This window comes from Bradyrhizobium sp. SZCCHNPS1003, assembly GCF_032381555.1.
GTDB lineage: Bacteria > Pseudomonadota > Alphaproteobacteria > Rhizobiales > Xanthobacteraceae > Bradyrhizobium.
In genome coordinates this window covers 26,713-44,634 of the sequence record NZ_JAUHIU010000005.1, presented here as the reverse complement: position 1 = coordinate 44,634, position 17,922 = coordinate 26,713, and the positions used below count along the sequence as shown (strand labels likewise).

Annotated in this window: 17 protein-coding genes and 1 tRNA gene; 7 read left to right on the top strand and 11 right to left on the bottom strand. The window is 65.2% G+C overall.

The annotated features are described in order from the left end of the window. Window positions 1–121 precede the first annotated feature (121 nt). Window positions 122–820 carry a hypothetical protein gene (locus QX126_RS09915; RefSeq protein ID WP_315776699.1) on the top strand — a complete coding sequence of 233 codons (699 nt, stop codon included), beginning with the start codon at window positions 122–124 and terminating at the stop codon, window positions 818–820. A gap of 102 nt (window positions 821–922) precedes the next feature. On the opposite strand, the gene QX126_RS09910 is transcribed toward QX126_RS09915, so the two are convergent. Together QX126_RS09910 and cysE are read right to left on the bottom strand one after the other, a co-directional pair. Beyond that, window positions 923–1,135 carry a DUF3126 family protein gene (locus tag QX126_RS09910; RefSeq protein WP_006611186.1) on the bottom strand — a complete coding sequence of 71 codons (213 nt, stop codon included), beginning with the start codon at window positions 1,133–1,135 and terminating at the stop codon, window positions 923–925. Between the two features lie 280 nt (window positions 1,136–1,415). Continuing rightward, on the bottom strand, window positions 1,416–2,246 hold the full coding sequence (cysE, locus tag QX126_RS09905; protein ID WP_315737485.1) for a serine O-acetyltransferase: 831 nt from the start codon (window positions 2,244–2,246) through the stop codon (window positions 1,416–1,418). 580 nt (window positions 2,247–2,826) lie between these two features. Between cysE and QX126_RS09900 the strand changes: the two genes are divergently transcribed. Further along, entirely contained in the window at window positions 2,827–4,023 is a 1,197-nt protein-coding gene (locus QX126_RS09900; protein ID WP_315780700.1) for a hypothetical protein, read from the top strand. Between the two features lie 118 nt (window positions 4,024–4,141). Here QX126_RS09900 and QX126_RS09895 read toward each other — a convergent pair whose 3' ends face one another. After that, window positions 4,142–4,891 carry an alpha/beta hydrolase gene (locus tag QX126_RS09895; RefSeq protein ID WP_315780698.1) on the bottom strand — a complete coding sequence of 250 codons (750 nt, stop codon included), beginning with the start codon at window positions 4,889–4,891 and terminating at the stop codon, window positions 4,142–4,144. Between the two features lie 46 nt (window positions 4,892–4,937). Next, window positions 4,938–6,089, bottom strand: a complete 1,152-nt coding sequence (locus QX126_RS09890) for a hypothetical protein (RefSeq protein ID WP_409999091.1) — start codon at window positions 6,087–6,089, stop codon at window positions 4,938–4,940. 292 nt (window positions 6,090–6,381) lie between these two features. Here QX126_RS09890 and QX126_RS09885 point away from each other — a divergent pair, with 292 nt between their 5' ends. Next, window positions 6,382–6,624 (top strand): zinc-finger domain-containing protein, encoded by a 243-nt coding sequence (locus QX126_RS09885; protein ID WP_006611181.1) that lies wholly within the window; start codon window positions 6,382–6,384, stop codon window positions 6,622–6,624. A gap of 10 nt (window positions 6,625–6,634) precedes the next feature. Beyond that, entirely contained in the window at window positions 6,635–7,834 is a 1,200-nt protein-coding gene (locus tag QX126_RS09880; RefSeq protein ID WP_315780696.1) for an FAD-dependent monooxygenase, read from the top strand. Between the two features lie 19 nt (window positions 7,835–7,853). Here QX126_RS09880 and QX126_RS09875 read toward each other — a convergent pair whose 3' ends face one another. Beyond that, window positions 7,854–8,315, bottom strand: coding sequence for a hypothetical protein (locus QX126_RS09875; protein WP_315780693.1), 462 nt, complete (start codon window positions 8,313–8,315; stop codon window positions 7,854–7,856). A 388-nt stretch (window positions 8,316–8,703) separates the two neighbouring features. Between QX126_RS09875 and QX126_RS09870 the strand changes: the two genes are divergently transcribed. Then, window positions 8,704–8,790: transfer RNA gene (locus tag QX126_RS09870), tRNA-Leu, on the top strand. Window positions 8,791–8,826: 36 nt separating this feature from the next. Here the strand turns inward: QX126_RS09870 and QX126_RS09865 are convergent. Then, window positions 8,827–9,552 carry a Crp/Fnr family transcriptional regulator gene (locus QX126_RS09865; RefSeq protein ID WP_315780692.1) on the bottom strand — a complete coding sequence of 242 codons (726 nt, stop codon included), beginning with the start codon at window positions 9,550–9,552 and terminating at the stop codon, window positions 8,827–8,829. A 264-nt stretch (window positions 9,553–9,816) separates the two neighbouring features. After that, window positions 9,817–10,188, bottom strand: a complete 372-nt coding sequence (locus tag QX126_RS09860; RefSeq protein ID WP_315780690.1) for a glutathione S-transferase family protein — start codon at window positions 10,186–10,188, stop codon at window positions 9,817–9,819. Between the two features lie 238 nt (window positions 10,189–10,426). Between QX126_RS09860 and QX126_RS09855 the strand changes: the two genes are divergently transcribed. After that, window positions 10,427–11,842 carry a hypothetical protein gene (locus tag QX126_RS09855; RefSeq protein WP_315780689.1) on the top strand — a complete coding sequence of 472 codons (1,416 nt, stop codon included), beginning with the start codon at window positions 10,427–10,429 and terminating at the stop codon, window positions 11,840–11,842. Between the two features lie 983 nt (window positions 11,843–12,825). Here the strand turns inward: QX126_RS09855 and QX126_RS09850 are convergent. The 3 genes from QX126_RS09850 to QX126_RS09840 are packed head-to-tail and all read right to left on the bottom strand — an operon-like array spanning window position 12,826 to window position 14,323. Further along, complete coding sequence (locus QX126_RS09850; protein ID WP_315737477.1) at window positions 12,826–13,485, bottom strand: glutathione S-transferase family protein; 660 nt, start codon at window positions 13,483–13,485, stop codon at window positions 12,826–12,828. A gap of 30 nt (window positions 13,486–13,515) precedes the next feature. Continuing rightward, window positions 13,516–14,001 (bottom strand): SRPBCC family protein, encoded by a 486-nt coding sequence (locus tag QX126_RS09845; RefSeq protein ID WP_315780687.1) that lies wholly within the window; start codon window positions 13,999–14,001, stop codon window positions 13,516–13,518. Continuing rightward, on the bottom strand, window positions 13,994–14,323 hold the full coding sequence (locus QX126_RS09840; protein WP_315780685.1) for a metalloregulator ArsR/SmtB family transcription factor: 330 nt from the start codon (window positions 14,321–14,323) through the stop codon (window positions 13,994–13,996). The genes QX126_RS09845 and QX126_RS09840 overlap by 8 nt, the downstream gene beginning before the upstream one ends. A gap of 216 nt (window positions 14,324–14,539) precedes the next feature. On the opposite strand from QX126_RS09840, the gene QX126_RS09835 reads away from it, so the two are divergent. Then, on the top strand, window positions 14,540–15,943 hold the full coding sequence (locus QX126_RS09835) for a methyl-accepting chemotaxis protein (RefSeq protein ID WP_315780683.1): 1,404 nt from the start codon (window positions 14,540–14,542) through the stop codon (window positions 15,941–15,943). Window positions 15,944–16,270: 327 nt separating this feature from the next. On the opposite strand, the gene QX126_RS09830 is transcribed toward QX126_RS09835, so the two are convergent. Beyond that, window positions 16,271–17,884: an ABC transporter substrate-binding protein gene (locus tag QX126_RS09830; RefSeq protein WP_315780681.1), complete on the bottom strand. Its 1,614-nt coding sequence runs from the start codon at window positions 17,882–17,884 to the stop codon at window positions 16,271–16,273. Window positions 17,885–17,922 lie beyond the last annotated feature (38 nt).

Below are 17,922 nucleotides of genomic sequence, written 5' to 3'. Positions count from 1 at the left end.
CTTAAGGAACGGTTAACGGCGGCGGCAGCCGGTGCGCGGCTCCCTGCAGGTAAGTTTCTGCGGAATGCCGCATCGCCGTGGCATAGTCGCCGCTGATTCGGCCTTGAGATCCCTGCCCGCCATGACGATGTTTTCGGTCCGCAGTGCCCGCCCTTCGAACGGACATGGCCATGCCGTGCCGATCATCCTGGGCTGCGTGCTGGCGGCGGCGGCGATCGCCCTCGTTGCCTACCTGCTCTGGCCGACCTGGCGCGCCAGCACCTTCAAGGGGCCCGAGCGCCTGCCGGTCAGCATCGGCAGCACCGTGTTCAACGTGCCGGCGGCCGCCATCCGGGTGAAGGTCCAGCGCCACACCGGCCCGCAGGAGCGCGTCGATCTCGGCTTCGAATATCCCTCGCTCACGCCGCCCGAGGCGCCGCATCACGTCAGCGCCGACCAGATCGATCAGGCGCCGCACCCGATCGATCGCATCTTCGTCTCGATATCGGCGCATCACGACGCGATGTCGCCCGAGACGCGACTGAAGACAATCTATCCGCGCTACCTCAATCCGGCTGCCGTGTCGGTGCAGGACGGGCTGAGCATGCGAAGCTTCCGCGCGGGCACACCGTACGACGTGGAGGATCTGTTCACGGCCGAACAGCCTTTGCTGGTCGCCCGCTGCACGCGTGACGCCGCCACGCCCGGCATGTGCCTCAGCGAACGCCGCGTCGAGGGCGCGGATCTGATCTTCCGGTTTCCGCGCAGCTGGCTGTCACAGTGGCAGGACGTCGCCGCCGCGATGGAGCGGCTGACGGCGCAGATGCATGCGACGAAGTAGTCAGTCTTAGCCCGGATGAGCGCAGCGATATCCGGGGTCTTTCGCCCAGCGCGTGTGAACCCGCATGTCGCTTGCGCTCATGCGGGCTACGCGCTCTAGGACTTACTCCACCAGATCGTCTTCCAGGATCGCCATCTGGAACTGGAACGAGCGATCGTCGTCCTCATCGTCGACGAACAGCACGCCGATGAACTCCTCGCCGATATAGACTTCGGCGGAGTCCTCCTTCTTCGGCCGCGGCACTACACGGATCTTGGGATTGCCGAACACGCGCTTCAGATACGCGTCGAGCTTCCTGACTTCCTGAACGTCCACGGTGATCTCCAATCGACAGCGAGGTTTGCGGATGATGAGGACGTTGCAGCGCGAACGTCCGTGTCCTTGTGATTTCGACATTGTGATTTCGACATTCCGGCCCACCGATCGAGGCAAGACGAGCCGGCGATGTCGAACGACCTGAAAGGGACGCCGTGGATCTCACATTCACTCCGCCAAGACAAACGGCGGATCGTCAAATCCACAGACGCCGATGTGTTGGCACGAATTTCCCTGGATGAGAAGGTCTTGACTTCGCTGTCGCCGACGCGCTCGCGGCTCAGATCCCGATCGCGTTGATCATCTGATCCATGGTGCGCGACGGCTCCGCACAACCGGCCTCGCCGACGATCTTCGCCGGCACGCCTGCGACGGTGACGTTGTTCGGTACCGGCTTCACGACGACGGAGCCGGCAGCGATGCGCGCGCAATGACCGACTTCGATGTTGCCGAGAACCTTGGCGCCGGCGCCGATCAGCACGCCGTGACGAATCTTGGGATGCCGATCCTCATTCTCCTTGCCGGTGCCGCCGAGCGTCACGCCATGCAGAATCGAGACGTTGTCCTCGATGATGGCCGTCTCGCCGCAGACGAAGCCTGTGGCGTGATCGAGGAAGATGCCGCGGCCGATGCGCGCCGCCGGATTGATGTCGGTCTGGAACACGGCCGAGGAGCGGCTCTGCAGATAGAACGCGAAATCCTTGCGACTCTTGCGATACAGCCAATGCGCCAGCCGGTGCGTCTGCAGCGCGTGAAAGCCCTTGAAGTAGAGCAACGGATCGATGAAGCGCGAGGTGGCGGGATCGCGATCGTAGACGGCGACGAGATCGGCGCGAAACGCATGGCCGAGGTCCGGCTCGTCGCGCAGCGCGTCGTCGAAGGTCTGGCGGATCAGGTCGCCCGACAGCGCGGAATGATCGAGACGATCGGCAACCCGGTGCACGACCGAATCCTCGAGCCGGCCGTGGTGCAGAACGGTTGAATAGATGAAGGTCGCGAGTTCAGGCTCGCGGCGCACGATCTCTTCTGCCTCGTGGCGGATCCGATCCCAGATCGGATCAAGCGTCGCCAGCTTGCTGCCCTGCTGCGGATTGGTCTGGTGCATAGCCATGGCTGCTTCTCGCAGTTTCAGTGGGCGGGCCTTATAGCACGGCGCCGGGAACGATGTCCTCCGCGGGCTGCGCGAGGCCGGCGATCCATCCCGGCCAGCCCGCCTCCCAGAGAACACGGGATTGAGACATTTCCGTTACGCCCCGCCGGTGACGTCCCGGTTGCGCCGCCATACGGTTCGGCACCGCCGTCGGCTCAAGGTGGGCAGCAGGAACCCGAAATCAAGACGATCGTGGCGGAAGAAGCGGCGAACACCGTGGCTGCGGCAAAAAGGAACCACCTGGGCACAGAAGGCCGACCATTCCCCCGTTCAATCCCGGGATCGGCTTTACCATCCATCGCTCTGCGTCTACTAGTGAATATCGCCCTGACCATATTGCGGCCATGGTGCTCCTGATCGGGGGGACACGGGTATCAGTAACACTCAGATCCTGGACGAACGCACGACCGAGGCCGGATCGGCCTGGCTCCCCGTCATCGTCATCCCGCTCTTCCTGGTCGCGCCGGCGCTGTGGAACGGCTACCCGCTGCTGCAGTGGGACACCGGGGGCTATCTCGCGCGCTGGTACGAAGGCTATCTGGTGCCGAGCCGCTCGACCGTGTTCGGGCTCTATCTGCATTGGGGCGAGGGCTCGAGCTTCTGGCTCAATCTCGGTCTGCAGGCGCTGGCAACGCTCTGGATCCTGCAGCTCACCTTGCGCGTGTTGGGACTGGCCCAGCCGCTGCGCCTGCTCTGGATCGGCCTGCTGTTGGTCCTGACCACCGCCCTGCCCTGGCTCGCCAGCATGCTGCTGACCGACATCTTCGCCGGGCTGTCGGTGCTGGCGCTGTACATCATGGTCACGCAGGCACGCCGGACCTCCCTGCTGGAGAAATGCGCGCTGTTCGGCTTCGTGGCCTTCGCCTCCGCCACCCACAGCGCCACGCTCGGCGTCCTGTTCGGCCTGTGCTGCGTCGGCTGGATCGCCTATCCCCGGCTGCGCCGGCAGATCGCGCTCTCGGGCCTGGTCCAGGCCAGCATGACCATCGTCGCGGGGGCGGCGATGCTGCTCGCGGCCAACTTTGCCCTGTCCGGCCAGCTGGCGTGGACGCCGGGCGGCACCGGCGTCGCCTTCGGCCGCATGCTCCAGGACGGTATCGTGGCGCAATATCTGAAGGATCATTGCGCCCGCCAGAAGCTGAAGCTCTGCCCCTATCGCAACGAGCTGCCGCCCACCGCCGACGACTTCCTGTGGGGCAACAGCATGTTCAACAAGCTCGGCCGCTTCGAGGGCATGAACGACGAGATGGGCTTCATCGTGAAGCAGTCGCTCGCGGCCTACCCGCTGTGGCAGGCCAAGGCGGCGGCGATCGCGACGGCGGAGCAACTGGTTCACGTCGCGACCGGCGAAGGCACCAGCGGCTGGGTGCCGCACACCTATGGCATCATCGAGCGCTACATCCCCTCGCAGGTCCGGGAGATGCGTGCGGCGCACCAGCAGCATTGGGAGATCAATTTCGCCGTCGTGAACTGGCTGCACGTGCCGGTCGCGCTGGGCTCGATGCTCGCGGCAGCAGCGATCGCCGCTCACGCGATCTGGCGGCGGCGGCGCGATGACGTCGCCCTGCTCGCCAGCACCGTGACGCTCGCGCTGCTCGGCAACGCCGTGATCTGCGGCGTGATCTCCGGCCCGCACGACCGCTATGGCGCGCGGCTGGTGTGGATCGCCACCTTCACGGCGCTGATCGCAGCCGCGCGCTGGTTCGGCGGCGAGCGTGCGGACGTGCCGACGGCATGAGGGCCCCGTAGCCCGCATGAGCGACAGCCGAAGCCGCGAGGCTTCGGCGAAAGCGACATGCGGGTTCACACGCGCTGCGCCGGAAAACCCGTGCGCTCCGCTCGCCCTGGCTCCGCGTTCAGCGCCGCGCCAGGAAATCCACCACGCCGGCCTTGTAGACCTTGTCGCCGACCGCGCGCATGTGGTCGCGGTTGGGAATGTCGAGCACCTCTGCACCCGGGATGAGCGCACCGAGCGCGGGCCCCGAGCCCGACACTTCGTCCGTCGTGCCGACCGCGACCAGCACCGGCACCGCGATGCGGCCCGCATCCTCCCGCGAGATCAGGCCGCGCGAGCCGCGCATGCAGGCAGCCAGCGCCAAGCGGTCCGAGCGGGTCTGGTCGGCGAAGGCGCGGAAGGTGCGGCCGACGGGATCGGTCACGTCGTCGATCGACGGCGCCTCGAGTGCCGAGGCGACGTTCTCGCCGGGTCCGCCGCCTTCGATCATCGCCATGCCGATGCCGCCGAAGATCGCCGAGCGCAGGCGTTGTGGAGTGTTCAAGGCAATATGCGCGGCGATGCGGCCACCGAGCGAGTAGCCCATCACGTCGGCGCTGGCGAGGCCGAGATGATCCATCAGCGCGGTGACGTCGCTCGCCATCTCCGCGATCGAATACAGCGCGGGGTCGTAGAGCTTGGCCGAATCGCCATGGCCGCGATTGTCGAGCGCGATCACCCGGCGGCCGTCCTTGCGCAACTCGGAGGTCCAGCCCGGATAGATCCAGTTGACGGTCTTGGTCGAGGCGAAGCCGTGGACGAGCACGATCGGATCGCCCTCCCCCTCATCGATGAAGGCGATTTCAACAGCGCCGTTGTGAAAGCTCGGCATCGGTCGCGGATCCCGGAATGTGCAAGGATTGATCTTGAGCCGCAGTCTAGCCGCAGGGCGCGGCCGCGACCAGTTCGGGACGGACCGCAGCGGCCTGCATCTGGCGCAGGCGGCGCCGCTTGCTCCGGTCGAGCCAGGCCTGGGTGGCCCGCTCGGCCATCGCCTTGAGCGAGGCGACGAAGCTGAGCAGCGTCATTAACGCGCCGAACAGCCACAGCGCGAGATTGAACGCGCCCGCGGTCAGCAGCAGCGCGCCGCGGCCGAGCAGCTTCAGGATCGCGCGGGTCTGCCCGCCCTTGGCCTCGGCCAGGCGGGCCGCACGGGCAATGTCCTTCGGCCCTTCGGCGAGCTTGAGCGAATCGAGCGCGCCACGCGTGCCGGCCTTTTCGGTGACGCGGCCGACATCCTTGGCGAGCCGCACCAGCGCGCCGGCCTTCTCGGCGCGGAACGCAGCCCGGATCGCGGTCGCGGTCTGGCCCGGCCGCAGCACCGAGCCCGAGGCCACCGCCTGCTGCAACAGCGGCGCATCGACAACCTCGCGCGCCGAGCGCCCGGCCCAGGCGGCGAGCCCCTCGCCGAGCCGGCCGACTTTCCGCGCGTCCTTGACCAGGGTGAGGCCCGCCCGCACCGGCGCGGCAGTCCCGACCGAGGCATAGGTCGCGGCCGTGACGGCAAGGCCCGCAGTCGCGAGACCCAGCACCAGCCGGTCGGTCTCCTCGCCCATCACCAGATGCTTGCCCTCGCGCACCGCGTCGCGGATGTCGCCGAACACGAAGAGGTCGCCGGCCACGGTGCCGGACAGGCTCGCGACGTCATCGGCCTGTCCGGTGACGAGCCCGCTGGCGAAGCGCTTGGCGACACTCCCCGGCGCCTTCTCGGCGGCCACGGCATCGCTCACCCGCTGGATCAGCGCCTCGTCGAGCGCAACGCGATGATCCTGTGCGAGCGCGACGAAACTCTCGGCGAGATCGGTATCGCCCGCCGCGAGCGCATCCTCGATGTTGCGAGCAATCCGCGCCGGATCGTTCTGCAGAACGGACGCAATCTGAAGCTCCGACAGCCTCGCCGGGTCATCCTGTGCCACGATGATGGCTCCGGCCCCATAGGCGTGCGGCCATATCGCAGCGCCGACCGCGGCGCTGACGGCAAGCCCGGCCAGCGCCAGACTGATTCCCAGCTTGATTCGCTTCGAGATCACGCCGCCTTCACGTTTTCGCGGGGACGATGCCGAAAGACATAGGATGTCCCGTGCCTGACACAACGGCCCCGACGAAAGAAGGGCTTCTCGGCGGGCCTGAGTTTGTGTCGAATCCACAGGCCACAACATAACGGCGTGCGTTGCACCAAACGCGGGTTCCCAACACTAGGAATTGGCCTTAAGGCTCAGTATGGTCGCGCCGTTTTCGACGCGTGCGGCCCTGCGACCTCAGTCCCGTCCTGCTCCGTCGTGCTGACCGCATACGCTCCCGTTGCCACGCGAGGTGATACCGATGGCCGATAACATCGTCCCGCATTTCCACAATGATGCCGGTGTCCCCGTCATCGAGATCGGCTCGCATGAGTTCATGTGCGTGGGCGCCAATCCGCCGTTCGATCATCCGCACGTGTTCCTCGATCTCGGCAACGACAAGGAAATCATCTGCCCGTACTGCTCGACGCTGTACCGCTATGCGCCGGACCTCGCCGCGGGCGAAGCGCGGCCGCCGGAATGCGTATTGAAGGACGTCGCCTGATCGGCGTGTCGTGGCATCGCGTACCGTCTATGTGGCTGGAGCCGGGATTGGCGGCCTGACGGCTGCGCTCGCGCTCGCCACCAAGGGCTTCCGCGTCGTCGTGCTGGAGAAGGCCGAACGGCTCGAGGAAGTCGGCGCCGGCCTGCAGCTGTCCCCCAACGCCAGCCGCATCCTGCTCGATCTCGGCCTGGGGCCGCGGCTGACCGCGCGCGCCGTGGTGCCCGACGCCGTCAGCATCATGAGTGCGCGGGCCGGCGGCGAGATCGCCCGCCTGCCGCTCGGCGAGGCCGCGAGCCAGGCGGCTGGCGCGCCCTATTGGGTCATCCACCGCGCCGACCTGCAGGCGGCGCTGGCCGCGGAGGTGATGGCGCATCCGGACGTCGAGCTGCGGCTCGGCTGCCAGTTCGAGGACGTCGCCGCCCACGCCAAGGGCCTGACCGTCGTGCATCGCCGCGGCAATGAGCGCCGCCAGGACGTGGCGCTGGCGCTGATCGGCGCCGACGGCGTGTGGTCGGCGGTCCGGCACCATCTGTTTCCGCAAGTCCGCGCCGCGTTTTCCGGCCTGATCGCCTGGCGCGGCACGCTTGACGCCCGGCAATTGCCACGCGAATTGACCGCAGCGCGGGTGCAGCTGTGGATGGGTCCCGAGGCCCATCTCGTCGCCTATCCAATTTCTGCCGGCCGGCAGGTCAACGTGGTCGCGGTGGTGCCGGGGACCTGGAACCGGCCGGGCTGGAGCACGGAGGGTGATCCGAGCGAGCTGAAGGCGGCGTTCGCCCCACCGCGCTGGCCTGCGACGGCGCGCCTGCTGCTCAACGCGGTCGACGGCTGGCGCAAATGGGCGCTGTTCGGCGTCCCCGAAGGCATCGAATGGACCGACGGCAGCGTTGCGCTGCTGGGCGATGCCGCGCATGCCATGCTGCCCTTTGCGGCGCAAGGCGCGGGAATGGCGATCGAGGATGCGGTGGTGCTCGCCAAGAGCCTGAGCGAGGCACGCCCGGACGGTCCCGGCGCGATCCCGGCTGCGCTCAAACGCTACGCCAAGCTGCGCCGTCCGCGCGTCGGCCAGGTGCAGCGCACCGCGCGCAATCGGGGCCGCCTCTATCACATGACCGGGCCGCTGGCGCTGGCCCGCGATCTCAGCATCAAGGCGCTCGGACCGCAGCGGCTGTCGGCGCGGCAGAGCTGGATCTACGACTGGCGGCTATAGATTGCCGCTGCGGCTGCGGTCAGTAGACCGAGCCGTCGCGCGGCAAGATCGATGGTGCGCCGGAATTGCTCGAGGCCATCGGCCGCGCATTGCGCGCCGGCTTGACCGGCTTGCCACCCTTCGCGGCCACCGGCGCCGACGGCGTTTCCACGCATTTGTTGCGGCGCCAGGCCTCTTCGGCGAATTGCGACTGGCCCCTGATGGCGACGTAATCGTTGCGATACGCGACCTCGGCGACGATGGCGCCGCCGGCTCCGGTCTCCGCCTTGGCCATCAGGCCCTGCAGCTCGGCGGCTCGCGCCGCGAGGGCCTTGCGCTCGGCTTCGAGCTGCTTGCAGTCGTAGAGATCGTATTTGGCCGGATCCGCGAAGGCCGTCGACACGCTGTCGCTCATGCCTGCGCAGCCCGACAGCAGCGATGACAAGGCCAGCAGTCCCGCGGCCAGCGCGAGGCGACGGGAACGAAGGCGATCGGTGGTCATGCAGCCTCGATCATGCGGCGGCCTCGAGACGTCGACGCAATTGTGGGCCGATCGGCCGCGAACGGCGGCAGTGTTCGCCTCTGCGATGGTCTTCGGATTCGTCACGCTCACCTCGCCCAGCGACCGGTCCGCAAGGCATGCGGATCCGAATCGTTTTCTCGTGATGGGTCCGTGCCTTACAACGGCCGCTTCGTCCATGTCTTGCACCACGTGATCCCAGACTTGGCAAAGCGCTTCAACGCGAAGGCATCTCAAAGCAGCTGGTGACGGCCGGATTGAGGCTTTACCAAGGCGCTCTCGCTGGCTTAAGCAGAGGATGAGCTTCAGAACCAAAGTGCAACCTCGTCCGGCCTCGCCGGATGGTGCGCCAGGTCTCTGAAATCAAAGCGCGGACGTGGCGGAATCGGTAGACGCAAGGGACTTAAAATCCCTCGATGGCAACGTCGTGTGGGTTCGAGTCCCACCGTCCGCACCAGCCCTGTGCACGCCTCGCTCGACCGCCCTGCCCGGCTCAGTTCAACGCCGCCAGCCGCTCGAGCTCGGCGAGATCGGTGACCTCCAGCCTGCCCTCCGAGATCGTCAGGATCTTGCGATCACGAAACAGCGCCAGCACGCGGCTGACATGGACCGAGGTCAGGCCGATGGCGTCGGCGATGTGCTGCTGCTTCAAGGGAAACGGATAGCGGTGGTGCTGGACCACGCCGTCGACCGCGACGCGCCGCATCAGGCTGAGCAGCAGATGCGCGATGCGACGCTCGGCCGGACGCTGGCCGAGCACGGTGATGAGCTCGTAGGAAGCCCTGCCATTGTCGCCGAGCGAGCGGAACACCTCCATCATGACCAGCTCGTCGGCACGGCACTGCTTGCGGACCTCCTCGCCATCGAGCCGGCTGACCTGGACCTGGGTCAATGCCTTGGCCGAGAAGCTCATGCCTTTGGCGAAAATCGCCGCCGGCGAGAAGATGTCGCCCGGCAGCAGGAAGCGCAGGATCTGGCGGCCGCCATCCGACAGCTGGATGTAACGGAATGCCCAGCCGCTGCAGAGCACGAGCACATCGTCGCGCGCCTCGCTCTGGCATTTGATCTGCTGGCCGGCCCGGACGGTGAAGAACTGCTGATGGAGCCGCGGCAGCGCCGACTGCTCCCCGCAAGCATTGAACAGCGCGGCACAGAATCCGGAATTGAGGTGAGTGCAGGAGACGCAGCGGGCGGCTAGATCGGGGTCTGATCGCAGCATCAAGGGGGGTGCTTGTGTCCAATCTGTCCGCAGGGCCAGCTTCGTCGCGCGGCCGTCGGCACGCAGCGGCGGCCGCTCCGAGTGAGCGGATGCCGAAGCCTCCGGCATGCCTGACAGCTAAGATGGAACCGGTCTGTAGCGATATAACCTGGATTAATGACGTGGTTGAAAGTCGTGCATTCGTCCGCCCCAGCGGCCTTCACGGCGCGATCAGTCGTTTGGACGCGGATCTCACACCCAAGCAATGATCGACGCGGCTAGCGCCTACGCCGCCTGCGCTCGCGCCGTCAGCTCCGCCATGGTGGTGGACTTGAAGCTCGGCCGCCCCTCCAGCCGGTCGATCCAGGCGACGAGATTGGAATGGCCGGCGGTCAGCTCCGTCCAGTCCGGCGTCAACGACAGGAAGCTCGCCTGCGGCGCGGCCTGCAGATCCGCCAGCGACAGATGGTCGCCGACCATGAACGGCTGCTCGCCGAGCAGCCGCGACAACTCGGCGATGACAGCTCTCGCCTGCGGCATCGCGCGCGCGATCGCGGCTTCGTCGGTGGTCGTGCCGAAGAATTGCGGGCCGACGATGCGCTGGAAAATGATGACGTTGCACACGCCCTGGAACAGGTACCAGTCGCTGATGTTCATCACCTGGTCCATACGCGCGGCCGGATTGACTTCCTCGTCTACGCGCAGCAGGTTACAACCTTTGCGGGACGAATTGTACTAGCCAAATGCATCGAGTGGTTTTCCATTCGTTCGGGACGTGGGACCGGGGGGCCTCACCTTGCGCACAGTTTTGCTTGCTACTGCCTCGGGATTGATTGTTTTTGCATGCGCCGCCAGTAGCTGCGTGCAGGTCCCGCGCCGGGATGGGATCGCTGCCGTGGACGTCAATGCTGTCGTCAAACGGATTAAGTGCGACCTTAACAGGGCTGTTCTGGATAAGGCGTACTCACTCTTCCCGGAAGAAAAGCTACCCGAACGGCGGCAGCCCTTCCTCTTTTTGCGCTCGTGGGCTGCCAAGATTCGACTGACGGTCGCCATTGACGATAGCTTCCAGATCAATCCGGGAGCCTCGTACACGCAGCCACTCCGCACCGTGAACAATGTCGCCCAAACCTTCACGATCGGCGCGGGAGGTGGTTTGACGACGCAAGCGATCAGGCAGGAGGACGTAGAGTTTCTTATGTCGTTCAGGGATCTCGATGCGGAGAACGACAGCGGACGTCTGAAGACCGGGCTCTACGACTTCTGTCGTCCCGATCCTGGATTGCTGCTCGAGAGCGATCTGGGTTTAGACCGCCTCATTGACGCGGCTCTCAAGCCGGTCGAGACCGGCGTTTTGAGACCGGGCAACAATTTTGGACCGGGCGCATCGCCGCCGCCTGCCATTCCCAAACTGGACCTCCCGACAATCGTTGCCGAACGGCGAAAGGTCGATCCGAAGGCCATACCTGAGGATTCCATACGAACCATTGCGGCCCAGTCCGAAAAGATGAGGCAATTTTCAACTCAGCTCATTCAGAAATTCAACATTCCTGAACTGGCGGATAAGACCACCAAGGAGCTGACGGAGGCACCGTCGCCGAAGAATGAAAGCGCGGAACGGATCAAACAGATTCTTGCGAACTCGGCCGAAGCCACCCGCATCGAGACGAAGACACAGGCCATCATAAACAATGTGGTGAAGCCTCGTTACAGTATTGCGCAGGGAGCGCTCGACGGATCGTGCCTAAAGCCGGTCGCTGAAGCGCAGTTTGAGGCCATTGCACAATCAGCCAACGTTTCGACGTTCGTTATCAACATCGACAAGGCGGCCGAACTCACTTCTGATCATCCGAGCGCAGCGCCTCCATCTAAAGCGGACGAGGAAAGATTGAAGGAAGCCGCGGAGCAATCCGCGGCTGATCTCAAGAAATTGATTGAGGCCCGCGACAAGGTCATCGTCGCCACGAATACGATGAGAGACGCCATGCTCACCTGTTTGGTTGAGACGAAGAAGATACAGGAGGAAAAGAAGAGAGAAGGCCCGGCGGTCTTCGATCCGGTGTCAACCATAAGTGAAACAGTCAATTTCTATATAACGCTGACGGGAAGCGTCACACCGACCTGGAAATTGGTGCGGGTGACGGCACCCACCTCGGGAAATTTCCTCTCAGGCACGCGCAAGGATACAAATACTCTGATACTAAGTATGGGTCGACCGACACCTGGATCCAGCGCCGGACCTACGTCCGCCATCGACCAACAAATTCTCTATTCGATACTCGGACAGGCGATCCCAGCATCGAGGCCGTAGCGCCATTTCTCACGCGCCAGCTTACCATCGCGACGCAGAGTGTCGCTAATGGCCCTCGATGGCCAGCGTCGTAGCGATCGCGCCAATAGATGAACCGGGTGCGGGGTCGCCTTCACCTCACCGAAAACCCATTCTGGCGTGCTCCTATTGCGTCTCAAACCCATTGCACTCGACGTCACTCCTTTGGAATGACTTTGACCTCTTTCAGTAAACTTTGCAGTTTGCCTTGTCCGCCGAGCCAACAAATATCTGCAATGTCTTTTCGGGGTCCGCGTACGTTCGCAAGATCGAATCTCGCCATCGATACCGGCCGTGGCGCTCAGCTTGCTCTTCGTCAAATCTGGATCTCCAACTGTCCTCGCTGCGTACTTGTCCAACTCTTCTTCACACTTTACGCGCGGATTGTAGAGAGCAAGCCGCACCAGTCCAATGCGCTTCTGCAGCGCATCGCCAAACGGCGAGACATATTGCGCATCCCATATCGGGAAGGATTCGGGATGCTCCATGAAGACCCCTTACGGAAACTCCGATTCGTCGCTGAGCTGTCGATCAAGGCCCTCCTTCTTGGCGCCACGAAACCAAGGGGGAACGAACTCTTCAACAGGCTGCCCCCGGAACCTCTCCCCCGGCCACATCACCGCGCGTGCGCGGCGACAATCAAGGTGAGAACTCCGCGACGATGAGGATGAGAGAGCCGACCTGGCGAAAGAGAAAGAGCAGTCCTGCAGCCTCGTTCAGGAGGCCGATACGGCTCGGCTTTGTCCCGAACAGGACAGCGGACTCGGATCAGCGGCGCGATACAAGCTGACGCCCGCCTGATCCGACGTGAACGCAACGTCGCTCCATCAGTGATCTGATCTGCAGTGATCTGATCTACGGCTCCGGCGTGGGGCAAGCCCTGCGCGCCGATGACGGCGCGACCGGCGGCTTGTTCCGCGGCGGCAGGCCCGCTCGGCTGGTCGCACCTAAACGACCTGCGGAGGCTACGCCGCCTGCGCTCGCGCCGTCAGCTCCGCCATGGTGGTGGATCTGAAGCTCGGCCGCGTCTCCAGCCGGTCGATCCAGGCGACGAGGTTGGGGTGGCCGGCGGTCAGCTCCGCCCATTCCGGCGTCAACGACAGAAAGCTCGCCTGCGGCGCGGCCTGCAGATCCGCCAGTGACAGATGGTCGCCGACCATGAACGGCTGCTCGCCGAGCAGCCGCGACAACTCGGCGATGACGGCTCTCGCCTGCGGCATCGCGCGTGCGATCGCGGCTTCGTCGGTGGTCGTGCCGAAGAATTGCGGGCCGACGATGCGCTGGAAGATGATGACGTTGCAGACGCCCTGGAACAGGTACCAGTCGCTGATGTTCATCACCTGGTCCATACGCGCGGCCTGCCTGACGTCCGCGGGCGTCAGGGCCGGCTCGGGCAGCATGCGGTCGAGATAGCGCAGGATCGCCTGGGTCTCGTACAACACGAAGCCGTCATGCTCGAGCACCGGCACGCGCCCGAAGGGATGACGCGCCAGATGCGCCGCTCCCTTGGAGTCGCCCGGCGCCAGCGCGGCAAGCCGATACGGCGCGCCTTTCTCCTCCAGCGCGATCAGCACGCTGCGCCCGAACGGGCTTCCCGGCACGGAATGGACCACGAACTCGGACATCACGGTCTCCCCACTCTTGTGATGATTTGCTCAGGATGACGTCGGCGGCCGCTCGGCCTCGGCCACGAAACGCTGCAGCAGCCCCGGCCAGCCGCCGTCGACGTCCCGCCGCATCGATGCGCCGGCCTCGCTGCCCATGGTTTCGAACTTGTGGTGCAACAGCTCGACGCGGGTCACGTCCGCGCCTTCGACGACGAATTGCACATCGACCTCCGAGCGCATCGCCGCGTTCGGCTTCCACTGCGCATCGATCTGCCACAGCATGACGAAGCGATGCGGCGGCTCCCATAGCGTGATGGTCGCGACCGTGGTCGCCGTGCCGTCCTCAGCGATCTCGAGCCAGCGACCGCCGAGCTTCGGCTCCAGCAGCACCTTCTCGATCGGCTTGCGGCCGACCCCATGCGTATGCGGCCACCAGCGCGTCAGGCCGCGCGTGAAAACGTCGAACGCATGGTCGATCGGCGCCCGGACACGGACGAGCTTCCGAACCGGCGCGATCACGGCACCCTCACTCATCGATCCTCCCTTTCGTCTGCCGATGCGTGCGCTCCGCCTCGATCTTGAAGGCGAGCAGTGCGTCGTCCCAGAAGCTGTCGAGCCAGTCGCGGAGCTCGGCCAGCCCCTCACGGCGCAACGAGTAGATGCGCCGTACGCCTTCGCTGCGCTCCTCGACCAGCCCGGCATCCTTCAGCACCTTCAGATGCTGCGATACCGCCGGCCGCGACACCGGCATCCCGGCCGCAATCGCATGGACCGGGCGCGGCCCGCCGCGCAGCCGCTCGAGCACTTCCCGCCGCGTCGGGTCCGCCAACACGTTCAGCGTCGTTCCGTAAGCCATAGCTTACTGTAGGCTGCGACTTACATAATGGTCAAGGGCGGCAGGTCGGGGAACGCGAGAGCCTGATCCAGCAGATCTCGCCACCACCGGTTGCAGGAAGAAACCCGCCATTAACCACAACCGACGAGGGTGGAACCAACGGCTACCGGCGTCCGGGCCGGTCACTGCGTGCGACCTCGCTCAGGCCAGCCGGGCTCGCCATCAATGAGAGGCACGATGCTGGGATTCCGCCGAAAGAACGAACCATCGGACGCCCCGCTTGCGTCCGACACCTCCGCACACGACGCCTTCCAGGACGCGCTGGCGCAATGCCTCGGCGACTGGGCGGACGGCAAGCTCAATCGCGATGTCGCAGGCGTCGATGCTGCCGCGCTGCACGCCAAGCTCAAGCCGCAACTGATCGAGGCCATCCATCGTCTCGGCACCGCGCTCGCGGCCCGCGCGTCCCAGGATCTCGATTCGGTCGTCGACCTCTGCATCAACAGCAACGAAGCCTCGATCAGCGCGGCGCGCCTGATCGGCGCCTCCAACAATCAGTCCGAACGCTGCCAGAGTCTCGCTTCCGCATCGGTCGAGATGCAGGCCTCCGTACACTCCATCCGGTCGACGTCGACCGAAGCCGCCGCCGAGGCCGCCGCGACGCGCCAGGCCGTCGAGAAGAGCGTGACCGCGGTACAACGGACGTTGCAGACGATGAACGGCATCGCCAGCTCCGTGCGCGACACCTCGACGAAGATCGCCGATCTCAGCGCCGCCTCCGCCGAGATCGGATCCATCGTCGGCACCATCGACGCGATCGCCAACCAGACCAACCTGCTGGCGCTCAATGCCACCATCGAGGCGGCGCGCGCCGGCGAATTCGGCAGGGGCTTCGCGGTGGTCGCAGCCGAGGTCAAGAACCTGTCGCAGCAGACCACCAAGGCGACCGAGGACATCAAGGGTCGCATCGAGCGGCTGCAGGCCGAGATGAGCGGCATCGTCGAGGCCATGGCCGGCGGCGCCAAGGCGGTCGAGGTCGGCATGTCCGAGATGAACGATCTGGCGCAGGCGATCGATCAGGCCGGCACCCGGACCGCGGTGGTCAGCACCAAGATGGACGAGATCTCCGGCATTCTCGCCGAGCAGTCCGCCGCAACCGACGAGGTCGCGCAGGGCATCACCATCATCGCCGATCTCGCGACCGCCAATGCCAACGAGGTGATGTCGCTCGCGGACACCATGGGCAAGACGGACGCAAAGGTCGGCAAGATGCTGGGCGAGATCGCCAAGCTCTCGCTGGACAACCAGGTGGTGAGATTGGCCAAGGCCGACCACGTGATCTGGAAGAAGCGGCTGGTCGACATGTCGGTCGGCCGGCTGCAACTTCGCGCCGACGAGCTCTCCGATCATCACACGTGCCGGCTCGGCAAATGGTACTATGGCGAAGGCGGTCGGCGTCTGGCCGGGGATCCGGCGTTTCGCAACCTCGAACGCCCTCACGAGGCGGTGCATCGCCACGGCAAGGAAGCCGCGCGCCTGTTCAGCTCAGGGCGCATCGATGAAGCCCTCAACGAGATCGGCAAGGTCGAGGTCGCTTCCAGCGAGGTGTTGGCGGCGCTGGACGAGATCAGGGCCTCATAGCTACGAGGCTGCTGCCGACGTCAGGTCACTCCATCCGCGCGTCATTCCGGGGCGTGCGCAGCATGAGCCCGGAATCCATAGCCACAGGACAGAGCGTGGTGCGAGATGGCCGTGGCGCTTGTCTTCGCCACATGACGGCGCGTGGATATGGATTCCGGGCTCATCGCTGCGCGATGCCCCGGAATAACGGCGAGAGAGTCGACCCCGTCGGCAGTCGCGTAGCCTGGATGAGCGCAGCGACATCCGGGTCTCCTCCACAGCGCGTTTGAACCCGGATGTCGCTATCGCTCATCCGGGCTACGGCTACGGGCCGCGGCCGACATCACGTCACTCGCTCTTGTCGACGTTCCAGAACACAGGCACGGCCTGCCCTTCCAGGACGCCGGTGATCGATTTGCGCCAGGCGCTCGGCATGAACCATTGGCCGAGCGGCACGTAGATCACCTGGTCGTAGACCTCCTGCTGAATCTGGGCGGCGATCCGCTTCTGGTCCTCCGGCTTCGTGGCCTTGGCGAAGGCGTCGCGCAGCTCCTCCATCTTGGGATCGTCGGGCCAGCCGAACGGGCTCTTCTGGCCGCGTGCGCCGACGAAGGTGCTGCCGATCGGATTGCCGGAGTCGGCGATCACCGAGTTGGTGAAGAACATGTTCCAGCCGCCCTCCTTGGGCGGCTTCTGGCTGGCACGCCGCGTCACCACGGTCTGCCAGTCCGTCGTCTGCAGATCGACCTTGAAGCCGGCCTCGCGCAACAGCTGCGCGGCGACCACCGGCTGCGCCTTCAGGGTGATCGCATCGCCCGGCGCGAGGATCACGACGGGCGTACCGTCGTAGCCGGCCTCGGCCAGCAGCTTCTTGGCCTGCTCCATGCCGTTGCCCTTCACCAGCGTCTCCGAGCCGATATCGGTTTCGAGCGGCGTGCCGCAGCCGAACACGGCGCCGCAGATCGTGTAGTACTTGGCGTTGCCGACGAGCGCGTCGAGCACATCCTTCTGGTTCAGCGCCAGGAACGCCGCACGGCGGATCTTCACATTGTCGAACGGCGGAAACAGGAAGTTCATGCGTCCCAGGGTCTGGTAGCCGAACTTGTTCAGCACGTTCATCGAAAGATCGGGATTGGCTGATAGCACCGGCTCGAGGTCGAGCGGCGGAAATTCCATGAAGTCGATATCGCCCGCCTGCAGCGCGTTGACCGCCGTCTGCGCATCGGGCATCGAGACCCACTCGACGCGGTCGACCTTCACCACCTTGCCGCCGGCCGTCCAGCTCGGCGGCTCCTTGCGCGGCACGTAGTCGGTGTTCTTCTCATAGACTGCCTTCACGCCCGGCTGGAATTCAGCCTTCACGAACTTGAACGGTCCGGAGCCGATCTGCTCTGAAATCTGCTGGTTCGCGGGCGTCTCGGCGAGACGCTTCGGCATCATGAACGGCACGTAGGAGGACGGCTTGCCGATCGACTCCAGCACCAGGCCGTAAGGCTCCTTCAGCTTCAAGGTGATGGTCTTGGCATCGGTGGCCTCCAGCGAGGCCGTGGCCTCCATCAGCTTCTGGCCCATGCTGTCGTTGCGGCTCCAGCGCTTCAGCGAAGCGACGCAGTCCTCGGCGGTGACCGGCGCGCCGTCGTGCCACTTCAGGCCGTCGCGCAAGGTGAAGGTGTAGGTCAGCTTGTCGTCCGAGACCTTCCACTCCGCCATCTGCGGCTGGACCTGAAACTTGGCGTCGGTCCCGAGCAAGGTGTCGTACACCATGTAGCCATGGTCGCGCGTGATGTAGGCCGGCGTGAACACGGGATCGATGACGCGCAGATCCGAATGCATCACCGCCGTGATCATCTTCTTGCCGGCGGCGAGGGCCTGGGTCGTCACGCCCGCCATCGACACGGCGATGACCGAGGCGACGAACCATGAAACGAGCGTGGATGAGGTCCGGCGCGAAGTATGTGACATGCGATCTCTCTTGGCGTGGCTTCCATCCGAGGGCCCTG

Excerpts from the sequence above, each read along its gene's own strand:
- QX126_RS09915 (WP_315776699.1), top strand. The coding sequence starts at position 122 with ATGACGATGTTTTCGGTCCGCAGTGCCCGCCCTTCGAACGGACATGGC.
- cysE (WP_315737485.1), bottom strand. The coding sequence starts at position 2,246 with ATGGCTATGCACCAGACCAATCCGCAGCAGGGCAGCAAGCTGGCGACG.
- QX126_RS09895 (WP_315780698.1), bottom strand. The coding sequence starts at position 4,891 with ATGCCGAGCTTTCACAACGGCGCTGTTGAAATCGCCTTCATCGATGAG.
- QX126_RS09885 (WP_006611181.1), top strand. The coding sequence starts at position 6,382 with ATGGCCGATAACATCGTCCCGCATTTCCACAATGATGCCGGTGTCCCC.
- QX126_RS09875 (WP_315780693.1), bottom strand. The coding sequence starts at position 8,315 with ATGACCACCGATCGCCTTCGTTCCCGTCGCCTCGCGCTGGCCGCGGGA.
- QX126_RS09865 (WP_315780692.1), bottom strand. The coding sequence starts at position 9,552 with ATGCTGCGATCAGACCCCGATCTAGCCGCCCGCTGCGTCTCCTGCACT.
- QX126_RS09860 (WP_315780690.1), bottom strand. The coding sequence starts at position 10,188 with ATGAACATCAGCGACTGGTACCTGTTCCAGGGCGTGTGCAACGTCATC.
- QX126_RS09850 (WP_315737477.1), bottom strand. The coding sequence starts at position 13,485 with ATGTCCGAGTTCGTGGTCCATTCCGTGCCGGGAAGCCCGTTCGGGCGC.
- QX126_RS09845 (WP_315780687.1), bottom strand. The coding sequence starts at position 14,001 with ATGAGTGAGGGTGCCGTGATCGCGCCGGTTCGGAAGCTCGTCCGTGTC.
- QX126_RS09840 (WP_315780685.1), bottom strand. The coding sequence starts at position 14,323 with ATGGCTTACGGAACGACGCTGAACGTGTTGGCGGACCCGACGCGGCGG.
- QX126_RS09835 (WP_315780683.1), top strand. The coding sequence starts at position 14,540 with ATGCTGGGATTCCGCCGAAAGAACGAACCATCGGACGCCCCGCTTGCG.
- QX126_RS09830 (WP_315780681.1), bottom strand. The coding sequence starts at position 17,884 with ATGTCACATACTTCGCGCCGGACCTCATCCACGCTCGTTTCATGGTTC.